At 70.3% G+C, this 22,479-nt stretch carries 21 protein-coding genes; 10 read left to right on the top strand and 11 right to left on the bottom strand.

Annotation, left to right across the window (positions count from 1 at the left end):
- Positions 1-165 precede the first annotated feature (165 nt).
- Genes ABCR94_RS01305 through ABCR94_RS01280 form a run of 6 tightly spaced genes read right to left on the bottom strand, consistent with a single transcriptional unit; the run spans position 166 to position 5,814 of the window.
- Entirely contained in the window at positions 166-1,464 is a 1,299-nt protein-coding gene (locus ABCR94_RS01305) for a cytochrome P450 family protein (protein ID WP_347117083.1), read from the bottom strand.
- Complete coding sequence (locus tag ABCR94_RS01300) at positions 1,461-2,762, bottom strand: cytochrome P450 (RefSeq protein ID WP_521975940.1); 1,302 nt, start codon at positions 2,760-2,762, stop codon at positions 1,461-1,463. Before ABCR94_RS01300 ends, ABCR94_RS01305 begins: the two co-directional genes overlap by 4 nt.
- Positions 2,759-3,469: a GTP-binding protein gene (locus tag ABCR94_RS01295; RefSeq protein ID WP_521975938.1), complete on the bottom strand. Its 711-nt coding sequence runs from the start codon at positions 3,467-3,469 to the stop codon at positions 2,759-2,761. The genes ABCR94_RS01300 and ABCR94_RS01295 overlap by 4 nt, the downstream gene beginning before the upstream one ends.
- Positions 3,450-3,833 carry a DUF742 domain-containing protein gene (locus ABCR94_RS01290; protein ID WP_347117082.1) on the bottom strand — a complete coding sequence of 128 codons (384 nt, stop codon included), beginning with the start codon at positions 3,831-3,833 and terminating at the stop codon, positions 3,450-3,452. Before ABCR94_RS01290 ends, ABCR94_RS01295 begins: the two co-directional genes overlap by 20 nt.
- Positions 3,830-4,288, bottom strand: coding sequence for a roadblock/LC7 domain-containing protein (locus ABCR94_RS01285; protein WP_347117081.1), 459 nt, complete (start codon positions 4,286-4,288; stop codon positions 3,830-3,832). Before ABCR94_RS01285 ends, ABCR94_RS01290 begins: the two co-directional genes overlap by 4 nt.
- The gene (locus ABCR94_RS01280) at positions 4,285-5,814 is read right to left on the bottom strand and encodes a sensor histidine kinase (protein WP_347117080.1); all 1,530 of its coding nucleotides are present in this window, start codon (positions 5,812-5,814) and stop codon (positions 4,285-4,287) included. Before ABCR94_RS01280 ends, ABCR94_RS01285 begins: the two co-directional genes overlap by 4 nt.
- Positions 5,815-5,998: 184 nt before the next feature.
- Between ABCR94_RS01280 and ABCR94_RS01275 the strand changes: the two genes are divergently transcribed.
- From ABCR94_RS01275 to ABCR94_RS01260, 4 genes are all read left to right on the top strand, one after another.
- Positions 5,999-9,010, top strand: a complete 3,012-nt coding sequence (locus ABCR94_RS01275) for an FAD-binding and (Fe-S)-binding domain-containing protein (protein WP_521975935.1) — start codon at positions 5,999-6,001, stop codon at positions 9,008-9,010.
- 135 nt (positions 9,011-9,145) lie between these two features.
- Positions 9,146-9,406 carry a ribbon-helix-helix domain-containing protein gene (locus ABCR94_RS01270; RefSeq protein WP_347117079.1) on the top strand — a complete coding sequence of 87 codons (261 nt, stop codon included), beginning with the start codon at positions 9,146-9,148 and terminating at the stop codon, positions 9,404-9,406.
- Positions 9,403-9,843: a PIN domain-containing protein gene (locus ABCR94_RS01265; protein WP_347117078.1), complete on the top strand. Its 441-nt coding sequence runs from the start codon at positions 9,403-9,405 to the stop codon at positions 9,841-9,843. Before ABCR94_RS01270 ends, ABCR94_RS01265 begins: the two co-directional genes overlap by 4 nt.
- 511 nt (positions 9,844-10,354) lie before the next feature.
- Positions 10,355-10,873 carry a zinc ribbon domain-containing protein gene (locus tag ABCR94_RS01260; RefSeq protein ID WP_347117077.1) on the top strand — a complete coding sequence of 173 codons (519 nt, stop codon included), beginning with the start codon at positions 10,355-10,357 and terminating at the stop codon, positions 10,871-10,873.
- Here ABCR94_RS01260 and ABCR94_RS01255 read toward each other — a convergent pair.
- The 5 genes from ABCR94_RS01255 to ABCR94_RS01235 form a co-directional block, all read right to left on the bottom strand.
- Positions 10,836-11,621, bottom strand: coding sequence for an IS5 family transposase (locus tag ABCR94_RS01255; RefSeq protein ID WP_347117076.1), 786 nt, complete (start codon positions 11,619-11,621; stop codon positions 10,836-10,838). The genes ABCR94_RS01260 and ABCR94_RS01255 overlap by 38 nt on opposite strands.
- Positions 11,622-11,976: 355 nt before the next feature.
- A complete protein-coding gene (locus ABCR94_RS01250; protein ID WP_347118413.1) occupies positions 11,977-12,687 on the bottom strand; it encodes a class I SAM-dependent methyltransferase in 711 nt (236 codons plus the stop codon).
- 26 nt (positions 12,688-12,713) lie between these two features.
- Positions 12,714-12,863, bottom strand: coding sequence for a hypothetical protein (locus tag ABCR94_RS01245; RefSeq protein ID WP_347117075.1), 150 nt, complete (start codon positions 12,861-12,863; stop codon positions 12,714-12,716).
- 103 nt (positions 12,864-12,966) lie between these two features.
- Positions 12,967-13,332, bottom strand: coding sequence for a hypothetical protein (locus ABCR94_RS01240; RefSeq protein ID WP_347117074.1), 366 nt, complete (start codon positions 13,330-13,332; stop codon positions 12,967-12,969).
- Positions 13,333-13,346: 14 nt separating this feature from the next.
- A complete protein-coding gene (locus ABCR94_RS01235) occupies positions 13,347-14,603 on the bottom strand; it encodes an NsdA family TPR-like regulatory protein (protein WP_347117073.1) in 1,257 nt (418 codons plus the stop codon).
- A gap of 164 nt (positions 14,604-14,767) precedes the next feature.
- On the opposite strand from ABCR94_RS01235, the gene ABCR94_RS01230 reads away from it, so the two are divergent.
- The 6 genes from ABCR94_RS01230 (at position 14,768) to ABCR94_RS01205 (ending at position 22,467) form a co-directional block, all read left to right on the top strand.
- Positions 14,768-15,055, top strand: coding sequence for a hypothetical protein (locus tag ABCR94_RS01230; RefSeq protein WP_347117072.1), 288 nt, complete (start codon positions 14,768-14,770; stop codon positions 15,053-15,055).
- Between the two features lie 706 nt (positions 15,056-15,761).
- Positions 15,762-16,937: a methyltransferase domain-containing protein gene (locus ABCR94_RS01225; RefSeq protein ID WP_347117071.1), complete on the top strand. Its 1,176-nt coding sequence runs from the start codon at positions 15,762-15,764 to the stop codon at positions 16,935-16,937.
- A 224-nt stretch (positions 16,938-17,161) separates the two neighbouring features.
- On the top strand, positions 17,162-18,139 hold the full coding sequence (locus ABCR94_RS01220) for an EamA family transporter (RefSeq protein ID WP_347117070.1): 978 nt from the start codon (positions 17,162-17,164) through the stop codon (positions 18,137-18,139).
- A 103-nt stretch (positions 18,140-18,242) separates the two neighbouring features.
- On the top strand, positions 18,243-19,055 hold the full coding sequence (locus tag ABCR94_RS01215; RefSeq protein WP_347117069.1) for a TIGR03084 family metal-binding protein: 813 nt from the start codon (positions 18,243-18,245) through the stop codon (positions 19,053-19,055).
- A complete protein-coding gene (locus tag ABCR94_RS01210; RefSeq protein WP_347117068.1) occupies positions 19,052-20,767 on the top strand; it encodes an acyclic terpene utilization AtuA family protein in 1,716 nt (571 codons plus the stop codon). The genes ABCR94_RS01215 and ABCR94_RS01210 overlap by 4 nt, the downstream gene beginning before the upstream one ends.
- 89 nt (positions 20,768-20,856) lie before the next feature.
- A complete protein-coding gene (locus ABCR94_RS01205; RefSeq protein WP_347117067.1) occupies positions 20,857-22,467 on the top strand; it encodes an acyl-CoA carboxylase subunit beta in 1,611 nt (536 codons plus the stop codon).
- Positions 22,468-22,479 lie beyond the last annotated feature (12 nt).

The raw sequence follows: 22,479 nt of genomic DNA, 5'->3' as shown, positions 1-22,479 counted from the left end.
CCTACCCGCCCCTTCCCGAAGTCCTCAAACGCCGGACGGGCTGGAAGGTTGCCGCAAGCGACAAATCCAGCCCGTCCGGCGTTTGAGGACCGGGGTCTGGGGCGGAGCCCCAGTTCGGGAAGGGGCGGGTAGGGGAACAAGCCCCGTGCAGCGGCCCGGCCCCGCTCACCCCAGCCGGACCGGCAGCTCGTACAGGTCGTTCTGCGTCACCACCGGCTTGTTGCGGAGCTCCGCCGCCGGGATCGCCAGCTCAAGGCCGGGGAAGCGTGCGTACAGCGCAGGCAGTGCCACCCCCGCCTCCAGGCGGGACAGGGCCGCGCCGGGGCAGACGTGCGGGCCGTGGCCGAAGGAGATGTGGCGGTTCGGGGTGCGGGTGATGTCGAAGTCGCCCGCCGTCGGACCGTGCTGCCCCTCGTCACGGCCGATCGCGCCGAAGGAGACGATCAGTGCCTCACCCGCGGGCAGCACCGCACCCGAGTCCCCGACCGTGATGTTCCCGTCCGTGATGTCCCCGTCCGTGACGTCTCCGACGGCGATGTCCTCCGTGGCGAAGCGGAAGAGGACGTGCGAGGTCGGCGTGGACCAGCGCAGGGTCTCCTCGATCACGTTCTCCCACGGGACCTCGCCGGACAGTACGAGCTTGCGCTGCTCGGGGTGGGTCTGGAGGGCGACCACCGCGTTGACGATCAGGCTGATCGTCGTCTCGTGGCCCGCGGCGATCATCAGCTGGAGCGTGTTGAGGATCTCCTCGTCGGTGAGGTGGTCACCGCCCTCGGACGCGGCGATCAGCGCGCTCGTGAGGTCGTCACCGGGGTCCGCCCGCTTCGCGTCGACGACCCGCGTGAACAGCTCCCCGAGGTCCGCCATCATCTGCGGGACCTCCTCCGGGGGAGTCTGCGACGAGAAGAACTTGTCGAACAGCGCCTTCAGCCGGGGGTGGTCGGCCGCCTCCACGCCCATCAGCTCACCGACGACGTTCATGGGGAGGGGGTACGCGAACTCCGCCTTGAGGTCGACGACTTCACCCGCAGGGCGCGCCGCCAGGCCGTCCAGCATTCCGGTGGTGAGCTGCTCGATACCGGCGCGCAGGCGCTCGACCCGGCGCACGGTCAGGGCTTGCGCGACCAGCGTGCGCAGCCGCCGGTGCTCCGGGCCGTCGACGGTCAGCATGGAGCGGCCCGGGTTGGCGAGACCGATCAGCGGCCAGTCCAGGGGTATCTCGCCGCGCTGCCACGCACCCCACACCTTGATGTCCTTCACCAGGCGTGCGTCCGTGAGCAGTTGACGGGCCGCCGCGTGATGGGTCACCGCGTAGCAGGCCACCCCGCCGGGCAGCACCACCCGCGCGAGCGGCCCCGCCGCGCGCAGCAGGGCGCTCTCGGCGTTCAGATCGGCGACGAACGGGTCCAGAGTGATGGAGTCGCCTGCGGCAGCGGCGGCAGCGGCGTGCGGACAGGACGTCATCTGGGGCCTCCGAGAGCGGGTGTTCCGAGGGAAGGGGTCGGGGTGAAGCGCACCGGCAGCACCGAAAGGCCGCGCAGCCACGGCGACGGGCGCCGCTTCAGCGCGTCGGCCGGGATGGAGAGGTCGATGTCGGGCAGCCGGTCGAGGAGCACTTCGATGCCCGTACGCGCGATGACCTCGGCCATCTCCTGTGCCGGGAACGGGCAGCGGTGCTCGCCGTGGCCGAACGAGAAGAACGCGTTGTTCCCGCCGGTCAGCGCCGTGCTGTCGATGTGCACCTGCGGGTCGGCGTTGGCGGCGCCGATGCCGAGCAACAGCAGATCGCCGCGGCGGATGTGGCGGCCCCCGAGGTGCGTATCGCGGGACGCCCAGCGGCCGGCGACGTTCTGCGTGGGGGTGTCCTCCCACAGGACCTCGTTCATGGCCTCGGCGACGCTGTGCCGGCCGCCGGACAGGGACGCGGCGAACCGGTCGTCGGTGAGCATCAGCCGCAGGGAATTGCCGATCCAGTCGGCGGTCGGCTGGTGGCCGGCCGCGATCATGACCATCAGGTCCTCGCCGATCTCCTCGTGGGTGAAGCCGTCCGCCACGCCCAGCTGCCCCGTGATCATGAGGGAGGTCACGTCGGCGCCCGGCTCGGCGCTCTTGTCGGCGATGAGCCGCGCCATGGACGCGCCGAGGTGCACCTGACCGGCGAGCGCGTCCGCGCTGCCGTCGATCATGTCGTTCAGGGCCGTGGCGAGCCCGGGACCCTGGGCGTCCGTGAAGCCGTAACAGCGGGCGAGTACCAGGATCGGCAGCAGCGTTGCGTACCGGCCGATGAGCTCGGTCTCGCCGCTCCCGCAGAACGCGTCGATGAGGGCGTCCGCGAACTGCTCGGCGTGCCGCCGCAGTTCGAAGGGGTCGACGGCCTCCAGCGCGTCGCCGATCATCGTGGCCCGCCGCTGGTGGCGCTCGCCGACCGTATAGAGGATCGACGGCTGCTTACGGCCGATCATCGGCAGCATCGGCCAGTCGTCGGGGATGTGCTCCCACTGGTTCCACAGCTCGGAGTCGCGGCTGAAGAGGACCGGGTCACTGGTGAGCTGGTGCAGCTCGCGGTAGCCGATGACCAGCCACGCCGGTATGTCGCCGGCCAGCAGCACGGGGCCGACAGAGCCGTGGTCGCGGCGCATCTCCCGGTAGAGGGCGCCCGGTTCGGCGTGGAAGCGGTCACCGTTCAGCTGCACGGCGGAGGTGTGGGTGTCGGGCACCGGGATGTGGGCCGGGCACTGGGGCGGGGGCGTGGTGGACGTCACGGTGTGGTGGTCTCCGGAATCGGTGTCGTGTCCCGAGTCGGTGTGGTGTCCCGAGTCGCTGTCGTGTCCACGCGGGCGGCGGAGATGCTCTGGCGGCTCCGGAGACTCTGGAGGTGCTCGACGAGCGTGATGAGCACGTCCTTGCTCGACGTACGGGACCGTGCGTCGCAGTCGATCATCGGTACGTCGTCGGGCAGGTCCAGCGCGTCGCGGACCTGCTGCTCGGTGTGGGCCGGGCCGCCGAAGTTGTTGCGGGCCACGACGAAAGGCGTCCCGTGGTGCTCCAGGCGGTCAATGGCGTACCAGGAGTCGGCGAGGCGGCGGGTGTCGACGAGGACGACCGCGCCCAGCGTGCCGGAGAACAGCCGGTCCCACAGGAACCAGAAGCGTTCCTGGCCGGGGGCGCCGAACAGATAGAGGACCGTACGGTCGTCGATCGAGATCCGGCCGAAGTCGAAGGCGACGGTGGTCGCGGACTTGGTCCGTACGCCGCTGAGGTTGCCCAGGACGTCGACGGACTCGCCCGCCTTGGTCATCGTCTCCTCGGTGTTCAGCGGACGGATCTCGCTGACCGAGCGGACCATGGTCGTCTTGCCGACGCCGAAACCACCGACGATGACGATCTTGAGACCGTTGTCGGCGGTGCGCGCGAGAGCGCGGCGGCCCGGCTCGCTGCCGGACGTTCGGTCAGAGATTGCGGAGTCCAACGAGCACCTGCTCCAGGAGGTCGTGGTCGGGCAGTTCGGCCGAGGACGGCGCCGTGCGCGGGTGGCGGGCGCTGATCCGGCCGGTGTCGAGCAGGTCGCTCAACAGGATGCGGACGATGCTCACGGGCAGATTGAGCTCGGCGGAGATCTCCACGACGGCGATCGGGTGGCTGCACATCCGCAGGATCGCGGCGTGCTCCGACTGCATCCCCGGCGTCGGATCGCACTCGCCGACGACCAGGGTCACCAGGTCGAAGGCGTCCGATCCGGACCGGCTGCGCCCCTGCGTGAGGGTGTACAGCCGGTCCGGGTCGTCGTTGCGGCTGAACCGGGACCTCCCCGCCGGAGGCAGGGGAGGGGTCACGTTGCCACGTCGGCGTCGCGCCGGCCCGCTTCGCCCGGTTCCTTGAGCGGCAGCGGCTCCTGGCGCGGTTCCGCGCTGAGGTATTCGCCCAGCTGCTCCACGAGTTCGCTCATGTTGTGGCCGATCAGGCCGACGTCGGCGTCCTCGCCCGCCACGACGGCGAGATGCGCGCCCGAGCCGGCCTCGACGATGAACAGGATGCCGCCGTAGAACTCGGCCATCGCCTGCCGTACGCCGCCGCTGCCGTCGCCGAACTCGATCGAGGCGCCGTGCGACAGGCTCTGGATGCCCGCGGAGATGGCGGCCAGCTGGTCGGCCTGGTCGACGGAGAGTTCGGGGGTGCGGCAGAGCCTGAGGCCGTCCCGGGACAGGACGAGGGCGTGCCGGGTGCCGGGTGTGCGCTCCAGCAGGCTCTCCAGAAGCCAGTTGAGCTTCTCGTCGGTGGTGGCGGTCATGGGGTGTTGCCCTCCGGGTGAGACGAAGACGGTGACGCGCTCCGGCCCTGCACGGCGCGACGGAAGGTGCTGAACCGTTCGGCCCTGGCCGTCTGGTCCGGCGGCGGTGAGGCCGGGGTGGGGCTGGGGGCGGTGCTGGGGGTGCGGGCCTGCGGGGTTTCGGCATGTGCGGCGGCGAGTGTCCGGCCCCGGCGGCGCTTGGGGAGGCCGCTGTCGCCGAACTGGGGGAGCGTGGCGGTGGTTTCGGCGGTAGTGATGGCTTCTGTAGCCGGCTGGACGGGGGCGGGCGCGGGTGCAGGCGCGGACGGTTGCCCGGGAGCCGGTGCTGCCGGTGCTGCCGGTGCTGCGGTCTGCGCCGGCCGTGCTGCCCGTGTACGGACGGTCGGGCGTGTACGTACGGGCTCGGGCTCCGGGGCCGCTTCGGGGCGGGGGCGGGCGACGAGCTCCTGAGGGAGCATCATCAGCGCGCCCGTGCCGCCGCGCGCGGACGGGCGGAAGGAGACCGTCAGTCCGTGCTTGCGGGCCAGGCAGCCCACCACGGCCAGGCCGAGGCGGGTGCCCGACAGGCTGGTCAGGTCCAACGGCGCCGCCGATACGGCCCGTTCGGCGCGGCGCAGCTGCACATCGCTCATCACCAGGCCGCTGTCCTCGACGGTGATGATGATCCCGGCCGGGACCTCTTCGACGTACACATGGACTTCGGCGGTGGGCGGCGAGAAGTTGGCCGCGTTGTCGAGGAGTTCGGCGAGGGCGTGCATGACGCCCTCGGCGGCGTGTCCCGCGACCGCGACCTCGCTGGTGGAGTGCAGCCGGACCCGCTGGTAGCCGCTGATGCGGCCCATCGCGCCGCGCAGGATGGACTCCATGACGATGGGCTTGGCCCAGCGCCGCCCGGAGCGTGCCCCGGTCAGTACGGCAACACTGTCGGCCAGCCGGCCCGCCTGCGCGGTGCGGTGGTCCAGGTGCATCAGGTCGCCGAGGACGCTCTCGTCGGAGTGCCGGTGCTCCATCTCGCGCAGGTCGGCGGCCATGCTGGTGGCCAGGGCCTGCATGCGGCCCGCGGCGTTGGCACAGGCCGACATGGCGGCGGAGCGCGACGACTCGCCGCGCGCCACCTCCTGGGCGAGCGTGGCCAGTACGCGGCGCGCGGCGACGTCGCCGACGGCAGGCAGCGAGGTCGCCGCCAGGGCGGTCGCGGCGGATGCGCCCTCGCGCAGCCGCGTCACCAGGGCGGGCACCGTCCGGTCGGCGAACCGCTCGGCGCCGGCCTCGATCCAGGCGATCCGCTCACGCAGCAGACGTACGGACTGAAGGGCGTACGTGGCGACCGTGACGGCCACGCTGAGCAGTACGGCGGCGGTTCCCGCACCCCAGGCGAGCGGGCCTTGCACGCGGTCCGGTGCGACGGCCACCGCCCAGAGGGACAGGAGAGCGGTGACGGCGGCGGACAGAAGGAGAGCCGTGGCGGCGGGCCGCAGGGGTGGGCGCTCCGTCCGGCGTTGCGCGTGGGGGGCGTGCGCTGACATCAATCGGGGCCTCAGGACGTCATGGACGGGAGGAAGTCGGGCTCACTATAAGAGAGTTCTTGATCACTTTGGGAAGTTCTTGGTGGAATCCTTGTCACTTATGCCAGGCAACTCGCCCTGGAAGTATCGCTTCGGGGTGTGAGATGCAGCACTGCTTCACGGGTTGCGAGGCATCCTTGAGTGCATGGCTGAACAGCGGGACGAGCGGCGGGACGAGCGGCGGGACGAACAGCGGGACGAACAGCGGGACGAGCCGCGGGACGGGACGACGGTCCAGGTACGCGACACCACGGATCTGGTGCGTGAGCTGAAGTCGGCCGTGCGGGGAGAGGTCGCCTTCGACGCGGCGGCGCGCGCCCTGATGACGATGGACGCCTCCAACTACCGGCGTGTGCCCCTCGGAGTCGTCGCCCCGCGCGACGCCGACGACCTGGCAGCCGCGCTCGCCGTCTGCCGGGCGCACGCGGTGCCCGTCGTGCCGCGCGGCGGCGGGACATCGATCGCCGGGCAGGCCACCGGCACCGGCGTCGTCCTCGACCTCACCCGCCACCTGCGGGCCATCGCCGAGCTCGACCCCGAGGCCCGTACCGCCGTGGTGCAGCCGGGCGTTGTCCTCGACGACCTGCGGGCGGCGGCGGGCGCCCACGGGCTGACCTTCGGCCCCGACCCGTCCACGCACAGCCGCTGCACCATCGGCGGCATGATCGGCAACAACTCCTGCGGCTCGCACTCGGTGGCCTGGGGCACGACCGCCGACAACATCCACCGGCTGACGGTCGTCGGATACGGCGGCGATGTGCGGCACATCGGGCAGGGCTGGCAGGGGGCGCCCGAAGGACTGCGTGCGCTGGTGGACGGCAACCTCGCGCTCCTGCGCACCGGATTCCCCGAACTGCCCCGCCGTATCTCCGGATACGCCCTGGACGCGCTGCTCCCGGAGAAGGGCGTGGACCTGGCGCGCGCGTTCTGCGGGAGCGAAGGCACGCTCGGGGTGGTGAGCGAGGCGACCGTACGCCTGGTGGACGCGCCCCGCGCGCGGGCGCTCGCGGTCCTCGGGTACGCCGGGGAAGGCGCCGCCGCCGAAGCCGCGTCCGCCCTGCTCCCGTACGGGCCGCTGACCGTCGAGGGCATGGCCGAGGACCTGGTCCCGGCGCCGGAGCGGGCCCTGCTGCCGCGCGGCTCCGCCTGGCTGTTCGTGGAGATGGGCGGCAGCAGCCCCGGTGAGGCCCGCTCGCACGCCGAGGCCCTGGTGAAGGCGGCCCAGGCGCTGGACGGCGCGGTCGTCACGGACGCGGCCGGACAGCGCGCCCTGTGGCGCATCCGCGAGGACGCCAGCGGCACGGCGACGAGGATGCCCGACGGCAGCGAGGCGTGGCCGGGTTGGGAGGACTGCGCGGTGCCGCCCGCCCGGCTCGGCGCGTATCTGCGGGACTTCAGGGCGCTGCTCGCCCAACACGGCCTGCGCGGCACGCCCTACGGGCACTTCGGCGACGGCTGCATCCATGTGCGGATCAACTTCGACCTGCTCAGCGAGGCCGGCGTACGCCGCTTCCGGAGGTACTCCGAGGACCAGGCGGAGCTCGTCGTCGCGTACGGCGGCTCGCTCTCCGGCGAGCACGGCGACGGCCAGGCCCGCGCTGAACTCCTGCCGAAGATGTACGGCGACGAGCTCGTCGCGCTCTTCGGCCGCGTCAAGGACGTGTGGGACCCGGCGGGCGGCCTGAACCCGGGCATGCTGGTCCGCCCCGCCCGCCTCGACGAGAACCTCCGCTTCGCCGTGCTGCCCAAGGACCGGGTCGACGTCGCTTTCGCCTACCCGCACGACGGCGGTGACTTCTCGGCCGCCGTACGCCGCTGCGTGGGCGTCGCCAAGTGCCGCACCGAGACGGCCACCGGGACAGCCGTCATGTGCCCCTCCTTCCGGGCCACCGGCGACGAACAGCACTCCACGCGCGGGCGCGCGCGACTGCTGCACGAAATGCTCGCCGGAGAGGTCGTCACGGACGGCTGGCGCTCCACGGAGGTGCGCGACGCGCTGGACCTGTGCCTGTCCTGCAAGGGGTGCAGGACCGACTGCCCGGTGGGCGTCGACATGGCCACGTACAAGGCGGAGTTCCTGCACCACCACTACAAGGGCCGGCTGCGCCCCGCCGCGCACTACGCCATGGGCCGGCTGCCCCAGTGGCTGCGACTGCTCTCCCGGCTGCGGCTCGCACGCGCGGCGAACACGGCGGCACGGGTACGCCCACTGGCCGCCCTCGCGAAGCGTCTCGGCGGGATCGCCCCAGAGCGGAGCATCCCCCGGCTGGCCACGGAGACGTTCAGCGGGTGGTGGCACCGGCGGGGTGGGCAGCTGCACGTGGGCGATGGGCCGACCGTCGTCGTATGGCCCGACACCTTCACCAACCACCTGTCGCCGTCCGTGGGCCAGGCCGCCGTACGGGTCCTGGAAGCGGCCGGGCTGCGGACCGTGCTCCCGCCCGCGATCATCGTCCCCGTCCCCGACGAGGGGGACGGCGAGGTGGCGAGGCAGGGGGCCCGCGTCTTCAGCGCGCGCCGCCGGGGGGTCTGCTGCGGGCTCACGTACGTATCGACCGGCCAGCTCGACCGGGCCCGTGAGGTCATGCGCCGCACCCTCGACCTGATGACACCCCTGCTGACCGGCGGCGCACGGGTCGTCGTACTGGAACCGAGTTGCGCGGCCGCGCTCAAGTCCGACCTGCCCGAGCTACTGCCCGACGACCCGCGCGCCGCCGCACTCGCCTCGTCGGTACGCACCTTCGCCGAGGCCATCGAGGAGTGCGCCCCCCACTGGCAGCCACCCCGCATCGACCGCCCCGCCGTCGGCCAGACGCACTGCCACCAGCACGCGATCCTCGGCGACGCGGCCGAACGCCGACTGCGCGAGCGAGCGGGGCTGACGGGCGAGCTGAGCGGCGGCTGCTGCGGGCTCGCGGGGAACTTCGGCTTCGAGCGCGGGCACTACGAGGTGTCGGTGGCGTGCGCGGAGGAGCAGTTGCTGCCGGCCGTGCGGAGGGCGACGGGAGCGGAGGAGGGCGCGGGCGCGGGGGACGGTGGGCGCGCGGTCGTGCTGGCGGACGGCTACTCGTGCCGTACGCAGCTGGAACAGCTGGCCGGGCAGCGGGCCAGGCATCTGGCGGAGGTACTCGCTGACGGGCTGCCAGAGGGGCAGTAGAGACGGCTGCCGGGACCGGTTTGCGGGGTGTGCAAGCGGGCCCGGTCAGGGACCGGGCTCGGTAAATGAGACCGAGGGGGCCTCGCCCCTCACGCGCGGCGTACATCAATCTGGTACATGGGTTATCGTTGGTACATGTCGATGAAGCGGACAAATGTGTACGCCGATCCGGAGGACCTCGCGATCATCAAAGAGGCGGCCAAGCGGCGCGGCATAAGCGAGGCGGAGATCATCAGGCAGGGCATTCACCTCGCCGCCATGGCGAATCGAGTGTGGGACGAGCCGCTGTTCTCCCGGACCTTCAGTGGTCCGGGCCGCACCCTCGGCAAGGACGAGGTCCGTGATGCCGTCGCCGATGCCGTTCAGCGTGAAGCCGCCCCGGGCTCGGCCACGTGATCGTCGTCATCGCCGACACCTCGGGTCTGTTGGCCGCGCTGGACTCCGTACACCCCGAGCACGAGGCAGCCGCGGAAGCGATCATGGCCGCCGGGCTGCTCGTCATGTCACCGCTGCTGCTCGCCGAGCTCGACCATGTGGCCACTCGGGAACTGGGCCGGCGGGCCGCGGTGAGCGCGGTCGACGACATCCGGGGCTGGATGCGACGCGGTCGTGTCTCTGTACCGGAGATCACCGAGAACCACCTGGGCATCGCCCAGTCGGTGCGGGCACGCTACGGGGCCCTGAACCTGGATCTTGCCGACGCGGTGAACGTCGCCCTCGCCGCCGACTACGACACGGACGCGATCCTCACCCTGGACCGCCGCGACTTCCGTGCAGTGCGCCCGCTCGGCCGTCACAAGGCGTTCCGCGTCCTACCCGATGACCTGCGGTGACATCGCTGCCACGATAATTTTCAAGGACGGGCTGCCGGAGGGGCAGTAGGGACGGCTGCTCGGACCGGATTCCGGTACTGGCCGATGACCGGCTGATGAGACCGGCCGCTACCCGCGTGTGCCAGGCGGGCGGGCGGCAGGCCAGGCGGGCGGCCGTCGCGCGTGCCCCTTTCGGCGCCGCATGCACCCCCCGTAAGGGGTGTGGACCGTGCATGGTCCTGTTCCCCTTACCGTGGAGCGTATGGACCAGCCCACCTCAGCCGCCCTCGGCCACGCACCTGCCCCGGAGATATCCGGATCCCTGCGGAGGTACTCGCGGACGGGCTGCCGGAGGGGCAGTAAGGACGCCTGCCGGGACCGGTTTTCAAGCGGGCTGTGCCGAGCCTGGCCCCTTGCTCAGAAGCTGTTGCTAAAAGGGTCTTGAGGGTTGCGTTTCCGCTGGTCAGGTATGAAGTGGGCTGAGCGCGGAAGGGTTCGGGCGTCATGATTGTCCGAGCGTGGAGGTGCGGGGATGCCGTCGGTGAAAGGGCTGTTCGAGGAGCGGGAACGTGCGGCGAGGCAGCGGGTGGAACTGCTGCGCGAGGAGGCCGAGCGGGTCCTGGCCGCGCTGCGGGAGGCCGAGACGTTCTGGGAACGGAAGGTCGTCGCGTTGGAAGAGCTCGATGACGCCTTGAGCGTGGACCACGGGTCCGTGGCGGTCGAGGTGGGAGGGGAGTCGCGGCCCGACCCGTCGGTGACGGTGTCGGGTTCGATGGTGCCGCAATGGCGGGCGGACCTGTCGGCCTCCGCGCTCCCGCCGGACTATCAGCGCATCATCGGTGTTCTGGTCGGCCGGGAGGCCGGCGGGGCGGATGGTGACCGGTCGATGATCTGCAGGGAGATCGCCGGTGGGCTGGGCCTGGAGTTGGTGCCGGCGAAGGTGGAGGGGGTGCGGTCGAAGGCGAAGAAGATGGTGGCCCGTGGATGGCTGACCGAGGTGCGGGCGGGACGGTTCACGCTCGCGGACGGCCAGCGAGGCGACGGCTCATGACCATGGTCATCGACCACAGGATCATCGCTTCGGCGCTGACGGTCGTGGTCTCGAAGTCGCGGGCCAGACGGCGCGAGCGCATCAGCCAGCCGAAAGACCGTTCCACCACCCAGCGGCGGGGAAGGATCTTGAAGCCCTTGGTGTCGTCACTGCGCTTGACGACCTCCAGCACGATGTTCAGCGCCTTCGCCGCACCGGCGAGGACAGGGCCGGTATAGCCGCCGTCGGCCCAGATGAGACGGAGCCGGTGAAATCTCTTGCTCAGGAAGGGCAGGAGGGCCTGGAACGCGTCACGGTCACCGATGTCAGCAGGGGCGACGTGGACGCTCAGCAGCAGACCCAGGACGTCGGTCACAATGTGCCGACGCCTCCCGTTGATCTTCTTGTTTCCGTCGTAACCCCGTGAGGCGGCCGGAACGTTGGCGGCGGCCTTCACCGACTGTGAGTCCACGATTCCCGCGCTCGGCTCCACGTTCCTGCCCGCCCGCGCCCTCACCTGCTCGCGCAGCCGGTCGTGGAACTCCGCGATCAACCCCTGCTCCCGCCACCGGCGGAAGAACGCGTACACCCGCTCCCAGCAGGGGAAGTCTGCGGGCATCGCCCGCCACTTGACACCGTTGTCGACGACGTAGCGCACCGCGTCGACCATCTGCCGGTGGCAATAAGACTCCGGCCGGCCCGCCTGCTTGCCCAGCCACGCCGGGACCGGCAGCAACGGGCGCACCCGCGCCCACTCCGCGTCCGTCATGTCCGTCGGGTACCGACGCTCACGGCCGGGCTGATCGGCCGCGTTTCCGTACACGTGCGCGAGACAGTCACACGACCGCGCCGAACCACTGGCCACCGGCCCCATCGATGCGGTGAACTGGAACAACAGGGCCTCCTGGAAACGGTGATCTCGACAACCACTCGCTTCCAAGAGGCCCTGCTTTCATGCCCCGCCCCATGAAGATCACCTATCCGGGATCGACGCGAGGAACATCAGATCGACCGCCAGGCCACATGATCGATTGAACTACGGCTTCTCACTGACCTGGTGATCCGGCACGCGTATGAGGCGAAGCGCACTTGGACCGGCCGAAGAGCGATACCTCTTGCCTGCGTCAGCGCGTGTAACGAGCCGCCGTATACGCAATCGGCCCGGTGAAGCCGGTCCCCAACTCGTCAATCATGTCCACGATTTCAAACCCTGCGGCTGATGCGTAGTGCTCCAGCTCGCGCGGGAACAGGACGCGCCGCCGGATCTCGTCCTGGGCGATGACCCCAGAGGCGAGCACCCACCTCCGGTGCATGGTGTTGATCTGTGTCCGTAGGTCCCACTCGTAGCCGATGGTGACCCGCGCGGGTCCCTCTGGTGTCTCGACAACGGCCGTGGTCGACTCGGGGCGGATGACGGGCGATACGGGCGAGCACAGCACGAGGAGTGCCCGCGGTCGTGCATGTGCGGCGAACGTAGCGAAAGCTTGGCTGATCTCGTCGTTGTCGTACAGGTAGGCCAGAGAGTTGCCCAGGCAGGTCACGGCGTCCATGCGTCGCCGGAGCCGAACGGTTCGCATGTCGCCGGCACGGATATCGAGTCCGGACCGTACGTGATGCGCGTAGTCGACCAAGCCGGGCTGTAGGTCCACGCCAACGCACTCGAAGCGCTTGGCCAGGATCTCCAGGTCCCGTCCGGTGCCGCATCCGAAGCCCACCAGCGTGGACGCCTTCGGCCGGTGGCGTTCGATCAGGGCTTGGCATGTCTCGGCGCTGCCGCTGTCCGACTGGATTGCGTCATACAGCGCGGGATCTCGATAGAGGTTCGTTGCTTCCATGCGTTCGGCTTCCGCCTCGGGGCTGGTCACAGGAGGCTCCGCAGTCCGACTTCCAGGGCGAGTACGTCGCACAGCAGATCGGGCACCATAGGTGCATGCTCAGCGTCCTCCCTGGCCTGGGCAAGCGCTTTGGGGGCAACGTAGCCGAGGTCCACCAACAGTGATTCCCGCACCATGCTGTCGGATCGCAGGTCAGAAGGGGTGTCCCGGAACCGGGAGCTCGCTGATCTTCAAGCGTCCAGCGTCGCCCGGCACACGCTGCGGGAGACGCTGTCGATTTCAGTGCGGAGCGTTCTCGATCGCCTCGAAAATGTCGGCGTCGGTCTCCTTCTGCCAGTCCGGCAGCTCCGGCCAGTCCGCTACGTACCCCGGCTTGGGTTCCTTGAAGTGCTTGAACATCTGCGCAGTCCAACACGTTGCGACGAACCGGCTCTTCTGCTCGCGAGACAGTCGTGACGCGTGGCCGCTGCTGAGATCGAGGAACTGGCGTACCTGCTCATAGACAGAACCAGCAGCCTGGCGTTCCCACTCGGGCATTTCCTCCCAGGGGGTGATGTAGCTGGCCTTCGGTACACCAGGGAAGTGCTTACGCACTCCGGTGATCCACGCCTCGCGGAACACCCTTGCGCCCTCGATCTGCGACATGCCTACCCCTCTCGTCACGTCTTGCTCAATGCGCCGATCTCGGCACCAAGCTCGGCCACGCGGCTGTCTCGGGCCAGTGGGCCGAACTCGGCTCGTAGCGTCTGGAGTCTACGGGCGACGTACCCGGAGGAAGATTCACGTGCGAGTTGCAGGGCCTCACGCCCGAAGGTGATGACTTGGTCAGGATCGTGCCGCTTGGCTCCGATGGCAGCCAGGTCCGCAAGGACGACTCCCCGGCGGCGGAACGATTGCCCCTGGGCCAAGGCGCCCTGGTCCAAAGCTGCTTTCAGGGCCCGTTCAGCGAGGTCGAGACGGCCGAGCCGTACGTATCGGGCTCCGCGCTCCTCGGCCAGTCGCGAGCCGTCGAAACGGAGCCAACCACCGTTGTGGCCCGGCCCCGCCAAATGCGTAACCATCTCTGCCTCATCAAGTGCACGCTCGCAGGCTGCCAGGTCACCCAAGCCTGCATGGGCCTCGGCCTGAACCGATGCGACCCAATGCCGCGTCGCCAGCGAGCTGTCTCCCCGTTTGGCGACCCTCTGGGCTGCCGACAGCAGGTCTGTGGCCTCTTTGAAGCGGTGCTCGTTCACGTCGACGTACGCATGTCGAACGAGAGCGCAAGCCCAAAGGTCGAAGGCTCGCGCCTCCTTGCTTGCCGATGCAGCGAGGGCGTAGGAGGCGGCTGCGTCTGCGTAGCGGTTGCCGTCGAAGGCAAGTTCCCCGGCAAGTTGGAAGAGGTCGCCGGCGGCACCGCACAGCGGCTGCACCTCGGCGTCGGATCGGCCGCTCAGCGTTCTGCTCAAGGACGTGAGTTGCTCGCCCACGATGGGACGTATCGAAGCCTTGGAGCGTGCGAGTTGGTACACCTGCCAAAGGTGACCGTTCATGCGCAGGAAGTCCGACGCAGTGCCTCGACGGGCTGCGTCGTCGAGGGCTTCGGTGTCATCGGCGGGAAGGGGCGCGAGTGCTCCGGTTACCGCTATCACGCGCAGGAATTCGCGTCTGATCATTTCCTCGGTGTCCCCCGGACCGTAGTCATTGCTGGGCGGCGCTCCCGCGGACTCCTGGGCTGGGGATTGCGACTGAGCCACCAGGGCGTCCAGTGCGCCAAGGTCTATTTGCAGCACCTCAGCAAGCTTCAGCCGTAACGGTGGCTGAGGTGCAGTCTTGCCGCTCTCCCATCGTCCAACCGTGGTGCGGTCAACGCCGAGCGCCTGAGCAAACGTTTCTTGACTGTAGCCCAGAGCCCTTCGCCGCTCAGCAAGTCTCACGCGCGGCTCCTCTTCCGCAGCGCCCGCAGTGCGCGGACGGTGTATCCAGTGCATCGGATGTGCATCAAGACTGCCGCATGTATGCCGTGGAGTGCATGGCCCTTTGACGGTTCCCTTGAGGTTGTCAGCAACACCTGGTCGGGCGAGGGCAGCAAGAGGTGCCAATGGAGACGCAGCGCATCAAAGCAGAAGTAGAACCGGTACTTGAGCGAGGGATGCAGGAGCAGCCCGTTCTGAGGTGCACCGGTGCACAGCGACGTGCGCTTGCTGAGGCGACACGGACGTACACCGACATGGTGAAGGCGCTTGCGGGGGTGGGCATCTACATGCCGGAGTTGTGCATCGATATGGACGACCGGTCCAGCGCTCCGCAACACGTGATGATCTTGGGCTGGGTATCGACGAGCAGTGCGCGGAAGCTGGTTCGCATCCTTGAGGCGGCCCGGCCGTGACCACTCGATTCGTTCAGGTGGGCGATGTAGTAAGAGACGTTATTCGGTGCCAAGTTGGCGAAGTGAACGCCATCGACGGAGACCGGGTGGAGGTGTGCCGGCCTTCGGGGCTGACGTGGTGGGCGTCGAAGTACCGTCTCCGTCCGGCCACTGCGATGGAGCGCGAGCGCCTGGCGACGAATCGCCAACTACGTCTGAAGTCATTGGCGCGAGCCGCGTTGCATCATCCTGCGTCGCCTTCCTGACTGCTGTCGCGGTCGGCGCGATGTTCATGGCCCTGTGGCTGAGCGCCAGTCCTTAGATACTCCCGAGACTCGGCAGAGCCTGCCTTCCGGCAGTGGCAGGCGTGACGGTTCGACCGCGTCCTGTCGGGTCTCGGGGCAAGACCCGCCCCCGCCGGGATGAGCCGTACAAGCTCCGTCCCCCTCGTCGCTTTCGCGGCACACAGCCCTCGGCGGGGGTGGCCCCAAAACCTCCGCCAGAAGGGTCGAGGGGTTCGCCAACCGTGTGATCAGAGCGGGCACTCCGGGCGCAGGTTTCGGGGGCTGATAGTCGCTACAAGCAGAGGAGAAGTGGCATGGACGCACTGTGGAGTAACGGCAGTAGTGGTGGAGAGGGAGACAAGGTTCCGGGACAGCCGTGGCCGGGCCCAACCGTTCCTCCGTCGCCTGACGGCGGCCCCAACCTGATCGGCTGACTGGTGACGATGACGGACCACGACAGGGCCCGGACGGCATTGGGCCGGGCCCTGCTGCAATCAGGTGCACTGACCTCGGACTGGATTCCGTCGTTCTCGGCCGTACCTCGATCGGCGTTCCTGCCGGATGTGATCTGGCCTCATGACATGAAATCCGGCGAGAGCGTGCGCCTTTCACGCCAGGATGATCTGTTGGCGTGGCGCCGCTCTGCCGATGCGAACGTGCCGATCGTGACCCAGTGGGACGACGGGCATCATGACGGAGGGGGACCCGGCAGGTTGTCGACCAGTTCGGCGTCCATGCCCTCCGTGGTCTTCGCCATGCTCCGGGACCTGGAGGTGGGGGCCGGAGTGCGGGTTCTGGAGATCGGCACGGGGACGGGCTGGAACGCCGCCCTCCTCGCGCACCGCGTGGGCCAGGAGCACGTCACCAGCATCGAGGTGGACTCGGTCGTTGCCAATACCGCGCGCGAAGCATTGCGCCGCTTCGGTCTCCCGGTGAAGGTGATCACTGGGGACGGCTTCGGTGGTGATCTGGACGGCGCACCTTATGACCGGATCATCGCGACGTGTGGCCTGCGCTCACTGCCCGTCGCCTGGGTGCGGCAACTGCATCCCGGTGGGCTGATTCTGGCCCCGTGGGGCACTGATCACGGACACCTCGACGTGACGGTGCGGCTCACGGTGTCAGACGACGGGCTGAGTGCGTCGGGGCCATTCCTTGAGCCGGTGGAGTTCATGAAGCTCCGCGCGCAGCGTCTCACCTGGCCTGAGCTCGCCCTCCAAGATCCCTCCGTGTCGCTGAACGGCGCCGTTACGTCGTACACCAGCATCACGGCGGCTGACCTTGGGCTGGGCCGTTTTGACGTGGCTCACTTTGCGGTCGGGCTGCAAGTGCGTGACTGCTTGCGGGTGGTGGCGGAGAAACGGGACGGGATGCAGCCGGTGTGGTTCTACAGCCTGCGTGACCGCTCCTGCGCGGCCGTGATGTTCCACGATGGCGCTGATTCGGCACGGGTCTTCCATGCCGGGCCCCGGCGGATATGGGACGAGGTGGAGGCGGCGTGGCTCTGGTGGGATGTGTCCGGCCGACCGGACTTCCCGCGGTTCGGGCTCACCGTTACGGCGGAAGGGCAGACCGCTTGGATCGACACCCCGGAGCATCCGGTGCCCATCGTCGGCTGACCGGCGCCCGGAGAAAGGACGGCCTGCCAGAGGGCCAGTCGGGACGGCTGCCCGGACCGGATTCCGGTACTGGCCGATGACCGGCTGACGAGACCGGCCGCGACCCGCGTGTGCCAGGCGGGCGTGCGGCCGGGCGCGCGCCTGGCATGCCCTTCCCGGCGCCGCACGCCCGCCTGTAAGGGGTGTGGACCGCGCATGGTCCTGTTCCCCTTACCGTGGAGCGTATGGACCAGCCCACCTCAGCCGCCCTCAGCCACGCACCTGCCCCGGAGATATCCGGGCCCCTTTCCGACGCCGGGGCCGCCGACGCCTCGGCCGGCCCCGGCGCGCCCGGTACCGGCAAGCACGCCGGGCTGGTGCCGGTTGCGATGGTGGTGGCGGGCGGGCTGTCCGTGCAGTTCGGGTCCGCCGTCGCCGTGACGCTGATGCCGAGCACCGGCGCTGCCGGTGTGGTCGCCGTGCGGCTGACCTTCGCGGCTGTGATGCTGCTCATCGTCTGCCGCCCGCGCGTACGCGGGTACGCACGCGCCGACTGGGGGACCATCGCCGCGTTCGGCGTGGCCATGGCGGGCATGAACGGGCTCTTCTACCAGGCCGTGGACCGTATCCCGCTGGGTCTCGCCGTCACCCTTGAGGTGCTTGGCCCGCTCGCCCTGTCGGTGTTCGCGTCCCGCCGCGCGATGAACCTGGTGTGGGCCGGGCTCGCGCTCGCCGGCGTCGCGCTGCTCAGCGGCGGCGGCTTCGGCCGCCTCGACCTGGTCGGCGTGGCCTACGCACTCGGCGCCGGGGCGTGCTGGGCGGCGTACATCCTCTTCAGCGCGCGCACCGGACGCCGCTTCCCGCAGGCCGACGGGCTCGCGCTCGCGATGGGGGTGGCGGCGCTGCTCAGCCTGCCGCTCGGGCTTGCCGGGGCGGGCACGGCGCTGCTCGAACCGAGGACGCTGCTCCTTGGCGCCGCTGTCGCGCTGATGTCGTCCGTGCTGCCGTACACGCTGGAGCTGGTGGCGCTGCGCCGGCTGCCCGCCGCGACCTTCGCGGTCCTGATGAGCCTGGAGCCGGCCATCGCGGCGGTCGCCGGATTCCTGGTGCTGCACCAAGCCCTGTCCACGACCGACGCGTTGGCGATCGCGCTGGTCATCGGGGCGAGCATGGGGGCGGTACGCAGCCAGACGCGGCGGGGGCGGCGGAAGGCCGTGGCGTAGCGGCCCTCGGACGGGTCCATAGAACAATGCAAGCACGCTTGCTTGTTTCTGTACGGGCTGCCATGCTCCGGGACACACCGCCCACCCTTGAGGGGAGCGCACCGTGTCCGATCCGTCAGCCGTGCTCGACGATCTCCGTGCCGAAGGGGACGCACTCGACCAATTGGTCGGGGGCCTGAGCGAGCCGCAGTGGTCGCTGGTCACCCCCGCTCCGCGCTGGAGCATCGCGCACCAGGTCGCGCACCTCGCCTGGACGGACACGGCGGCCCTGCTGTCCGTCACCGACCCGGAAGCCTTCGCGGCGGAGACCCAGAAGGCGCTCGAATCCCCCGGCACCTTCGTCGACGAGGGCGCGGACGCCGGCGCCGAGCTGCCGGTCGACGAGTTGCTGGAGTGGTGGCGCGACGGGCGCGAACAGTTGCAGCGCGCGCTGCGGGCAGCCCCCGCCGGGGTGCGTTTCCCCTGGTACGGGCCCCCGATGGGCGCCGCTTCGATGGCCACGGGCCGGCTGATGGAGACCTGGGCGCACGGCCAGGACATCGCGGACGCGGTGGGCGTACGGCGTGCACCGACGGCCCGGCTGCGGCATGTGGCGCGGATCGGCGTGCGGGCGCGCGACTACGCGTTCTTCGTGCGGGGCCTCGACGCGCCCGGCGAGGAGTTCCGCGTTGAGCTCACGGCGCCGGACGGGTCCGGCCTGTGGGCGTACGGGCCCGAGGACGCCGCGCAGCGGGTGACCGGGCCCGCGCTGGACTTCTGCCTCCTGGTGACCCAGCGCGCGCACCGCGCGGATGTCGCCGTAAGGGCGGAGGGCGCCGACGCGGAACGGTGGCTGGACATCGCGCAGGCCTTCGCGGGCCCTGCCGGTGAGGGGCGCCCGGCGTCGGGACCGTCGTCTGAAGGCGCGGGCCCGTGAGCCCGGCGCAGCGACGGCCGTTGCGGATCGGGAATGCGTCCGGGTTCTACGGCGACCGGTTCGACGCCGTACGCGAGATGCTCACCGGCGGCGAACTGGACGTACTGACCGGCGACTACCTCGCCGAGCTGACCATGCTCATCCTCGGCCGGGACCGGCTGAAGGACCCCGCGCGCGGCTATGCCAAGACCTTCCTGCGGCAGTTGGAGGACGGGCTCGGTCTTGCCCAGGAGCGCGGGGTGAAGATCGTCGCGAACGCGGGCGGGCTGAACCCGGCCGGACTCGCCGACGCCGTACGGGAGTTGGCCGACCGGGTGGGCGTGCCGGTGTTGGTGGCCCATGTGGAGGGCGACGACCTGTTGGCGCGCGGAGGCTGGGGCGAGGGCGTACTGACCGCCAACGCGTATCTGGGCGGCGGCGGCATCGCCGCCTGTCTGGACGCGGGTGCGGATGTGGTGGTGACGGGCCGGGTGACGGACGCGGCGCTGGTCACCGGGCCCGCCGCGCACTGGTTCGGGTGGGGCACGGAGAGCGCCGAGGACCTGGACGCGCTCGCCGGGGCTGTGGTGGCCGGACATGTCCTGGAGTGCGGGACACAGGCGACCGGCGGGAACTACGCCTTCTTCGGCGGGCTCGACGTACGACGGCCGGGCTTTCCGGTCGCGGAGATCCACCCCGACGGCTCCTCGGTCATCACCAAGCACGCGGGCACGGGAGGGGTCGTCGACGTGGGGACCGTCACCGCGCAGCTGCTGTACGAGACGGGGGGCGCCCGGTACGCGGGGCCCGACGTCACGGCGCGGCTCGACACCGTGCGGCTGGCGCAGGACGGGCCCGACCGGGTGCGGATCTCCGGCGTACGGGGCGAGGCGCCGCCGCCCACCCTCAAGGCCGGGCTGACCCGTATCGGCGGGTGGCGCAACGAGGTCGTGTTCGTACTGACCGGGCTCGACATCGACGCCAAGGCCGCGCTGGTGCGCGGGCAGGTGGAGGACGCGCTGGCGGCGGCGAAGCGGCGGCCGGCGGAGGTGCGCTGGGAACTGTCGCGCACGGACCGCCCGGATGCGGACACGGAGGAGTGCGCGAGCGCGCTGCTGCGGCTGGTGGTGCGGGACAGCGACCCGGAGGCGGTCGGCCGGGTGGTGAGCGGCGCGGCGATCGAGCTGGCGCTGGGCAGTTACCCGGGCTTCCACGTGACGGCGCCGCCGGGCAAGGGGACGCCGTACGGGGTCTTCGAAGCGGTGGCGGTGGATGCAGCGGGCGTCGAGCAGGTCGCGGTACTGCCGGACGGGGCGCGGGTGCTGGTACCGGCCGCGGTCCGGACCCGCGTGCTGGAGCCCCTGGACGCGCCCCAGTTGTCCCCGCCGCTGCCCGTCGGCCCGACGCGACGGGCCCCGCTGGGGCTGGTCGCGGGGGCGCGGAGCGGTGACAAGGGCGGGGACGCGAATGTCGGGGTGTGGGCGCGGTCGGAGGAGGCGTGGCGGTGGCTGGCGCACGAGCTGACGGTGGAGCGCTTCGGCGAACTGCTGCCGGAGGCTGGGGAGTTGGCTGTCACTCGGCATGTGCTGCCGAATCTTTGGGCGCTGAACTTTGTGGTGGAGGGGTTGCTGGGGGAGGGCGTGGCCGCGCAGGCGCGGTTCGATCCTCAGGCGAAGGGGGTGGGGGAGTGGTTGCGCTCCCGGCATGTGGAGATACCGGAGGGGTTGCTGTGAGCGACCCCCCGCCCGCACCGCACCGCACCGCCCCCGCACCCGCGCGCCCCACCCCATCCACCCCACTCCCACCCCTCAGAGGTGACCCCGTGACCACGCTCGCCTCCGCCCTAGACCCCCACGCCCCCGAATATGCCGCCAACCGCGCCACCACCCTCGCCAAGCTCGCCGACCTCGACGCGGAGCACGCCAAAGCGCTCGGCGGCGGCGGCGAGAAGTACGTTGCCCGGCACCGCAAGCGCGGCAAGCTCCTCGCCCGTGAGCGCATCGAGCTGCTGCTCGACCCCGACACCCCGTTCCTGGAGCTGTCGCCGCTCGCAGCGTGGGGCAGCGACTACCAGGTCGGTGCCTCGCTGGTCACCGGCATCGGCGTCGTCGAGGGCGTCGAGTGCCTGATCACCGCCAACGACCCCACCGTCCGGGGCGGAGCCAGCAACCCCTGGACGCTGAAGAAGGCACTGCGGGCCAACGAGATCGCGTTCGCGAACCGGCTGCCCTGCATCAGCCTCGTCGAGTCCGGCGGCGCGGATCTCCCTTCCCAGAAGGAGATCTTCATCCCCGGCGGGGCCCTCTTCCGCGACATCACCCGGCTGTCCGCCGCCGGTATCCCGACCGTCGCGGTCGTCTTCGGCAACTCGACGGCGGGCGGCGCGTACGTACCCGGCATGTCCGACCACACCATCATGATCAAGGAGCGGTCGAAGGTCTTCCTCGGCGGACCGCCGCTGGTGAAGATGGCCACCGGCGAGGAGAGCGACGACGAGTCGCTGGGCGGCGCCGAGATGCACGCCCGCACCTCCGGCCTCGCCGACTACTTCGCCGTCGACGAGCCCGACGCCCTGCGCCAGGCCCGCCGTGTCGTCGCCCGTCTCAACTGGCGCAAGGCGCACCCCGACCCGGTCACGACCGCCGAGCCGCCCAAGTACGACGAGGACGAGCTGGCGGGCATCGTGCCCGGCGACCTCAAGGTCCCCTTCGACCCCCGCGAGGTCATCGCCCGTATCGTCGACGGCTCGGACTTCGACGAGTTCAAGCCGCTGTACGGGGCCAGCCTGGTCACCGGCTGGGCCCGGCTGCACGGCTACCCGGTCGGCATCCTCGCGAACGCGCAGGGCGTGCTGTTCAGCGCGGAGTCGCAGAAGGCCGCCCAGTTCATCCAGCTCGCCAACCAGCGCGACATCCCACTCCTGTTCCTCCACAACACCACCGGCTACATGGTCGGCAAGGAGTACGAGCAGGGCGGCATCATCAAGCACGGCGCGATGATGATCAACGCGGTGTCCAACTCCAAGGTCCCGCACCTGTCCGTCCTGATGGGCGCGTCGTACGGCGCCGGGCACTACGGCATGTGCGGGCGCGCGTACGACCCGCGTTTCCTCTTCGCCTGGCCGAGCTCCAAGTCCGCCGTCATGGGCGCCCAGCAGCTCGCCGGGGTGCTGTCGATCGTGGCGCGCGCATCCGCCGCCGCGAAGGGGCTGCCATACGACGACAAGGCTGCCGAGGCCGACGCGGGGCTGCGCGCCATGGTCGAGCAGCAGATCGAGTCGGAGTCCCTGCCGATGTTTCTGTCCGGGCGGCTGTACGACGACGGGGTCATCGACCCGCGCGACACCAGGACCGTCCTCGGCCTGTGCCTGTCGGCCATCCACACCGCCCCCGTCGAAGGCGCCCGTGGCGGCTTCGGCATCTTCCGGATGTGAGTCGGATATGAC

Origin of the sequence: Streptomyces changchenzhani (assembly GCF_039766235.1) — a bacterium.
Taxonomy (GTDB): domain Bacteria; phylum Actinomycetota; class Actinomycetes; order Streptomycetales; family Streptomycetaceae; genus Streptomyces.
The sequence above is the reverse complement of the archived record's forward strand: the minus strand, read 5'-3'. Positions and strand labels throughout refer to the sequence as shown.

What these genes read in the sequence shown, in the direction of transcription:
- ABCR94_RS01305 (WP_347117083.1), bottom strand. Translation starts at nt 1,464, where the DNA reads ATGACGTCCTGTCCGCACGCCGCTGCCGCCGCTGCCGCAGGCGACTCC.
- ABCR94_RS01285 (WP_347117081.1), bottom strand. Translation starts at nt 4,288, where the DNA reads ATGACCGCCACCACCGACGAGAAGCTCAACTGGCTTCTGGAGAGCCTG.
- ABCR94_RS01280 (WP_347117080.1), bottom strand. Translation starts at nt 5,814, where the DNA reads ATGTCAGCGCACGCCCCCCACGCGCAACGCCGGACGGAGCGCCCACCC.
- ABCR94_RS01275 (WP_521975935.1), top strand. Translation starts at nt 5,999, where the DNA reads ATGGCTGAACAGCGGGACGAGCGGCGGGACGAGCGGCGGGACGAACAG.
- ABCR94_RS01270 (WP_347117079.1), top strand. Translation starts at nt 9,146, where the DNA reads ATGTCGATGAAGCGGACAAATGTGTACGCCGATCCGGAGGACCTCGCG.
- ABCR94_RS01260 (WP_347117077.1), top strand. Translation starts at nt 10,355, where the DNA reads ATGCCGTCGGTGAAAGGGCTGTTCGAGGAGCGGGAACGTGCGGCGAGG.
- ABCR94_RS01255 (WP_347117076.1), bottom strand. Translation starts at nt 11,621, where the DNA reads ATGACGGACGCGGAGTGGGCGCGGGTGCGCCCGTTGCTGCCGGTCCCG.
- ABCR94_RS01250 (WP_347118413.1), bottom strand. Translation starts at nt 12,687, where the DNA reads ATGGAAGCAACGAACCTCTATCGAGATCCCGCGCTGTATGACGCAATC.
- ABCR94_RS01245 (WP_347117075.1), bottom strand. Translation starts at nt 12,863, where the DNA reads ATGGTGCGGGAATCACTGTTGGTGGACCTCGGCTACGTTGCCCCCAAA.
- ABCR94_RS01240 (WP_347117074.1), bottom strand. Translation starts at nt 13,332, where the DNA reads ATGTCGCAGATCGAGGGCGCAAGGGTGTTCCGCGAGGCGTGGATCACC.
- ABCR94_RS01230 (WP_347117072.1), top strand. Translation starts at nt 14,768, where the DNA reads ATGGAGACGCAGCGCATCAAAGCAGAAGTAGAACCGGTACTTGAGCGA.
- ABCR94_RS01225 (WP_347117071.1), top strand. Translation starts at nt 15,762, where the DNA reads ATGACGGACCACGACAGGGCCCGGACGGCATTGGGCCGGGCCCTGCTG.
- ABCR94_RS01220 (WP_347117070.1), top strand. Translation starts at nt 17,162, where the DNA reads ATGGACCAGCCCACCTCAGCCGCCCTCAGCCACGCACCTGCCCCGGAG.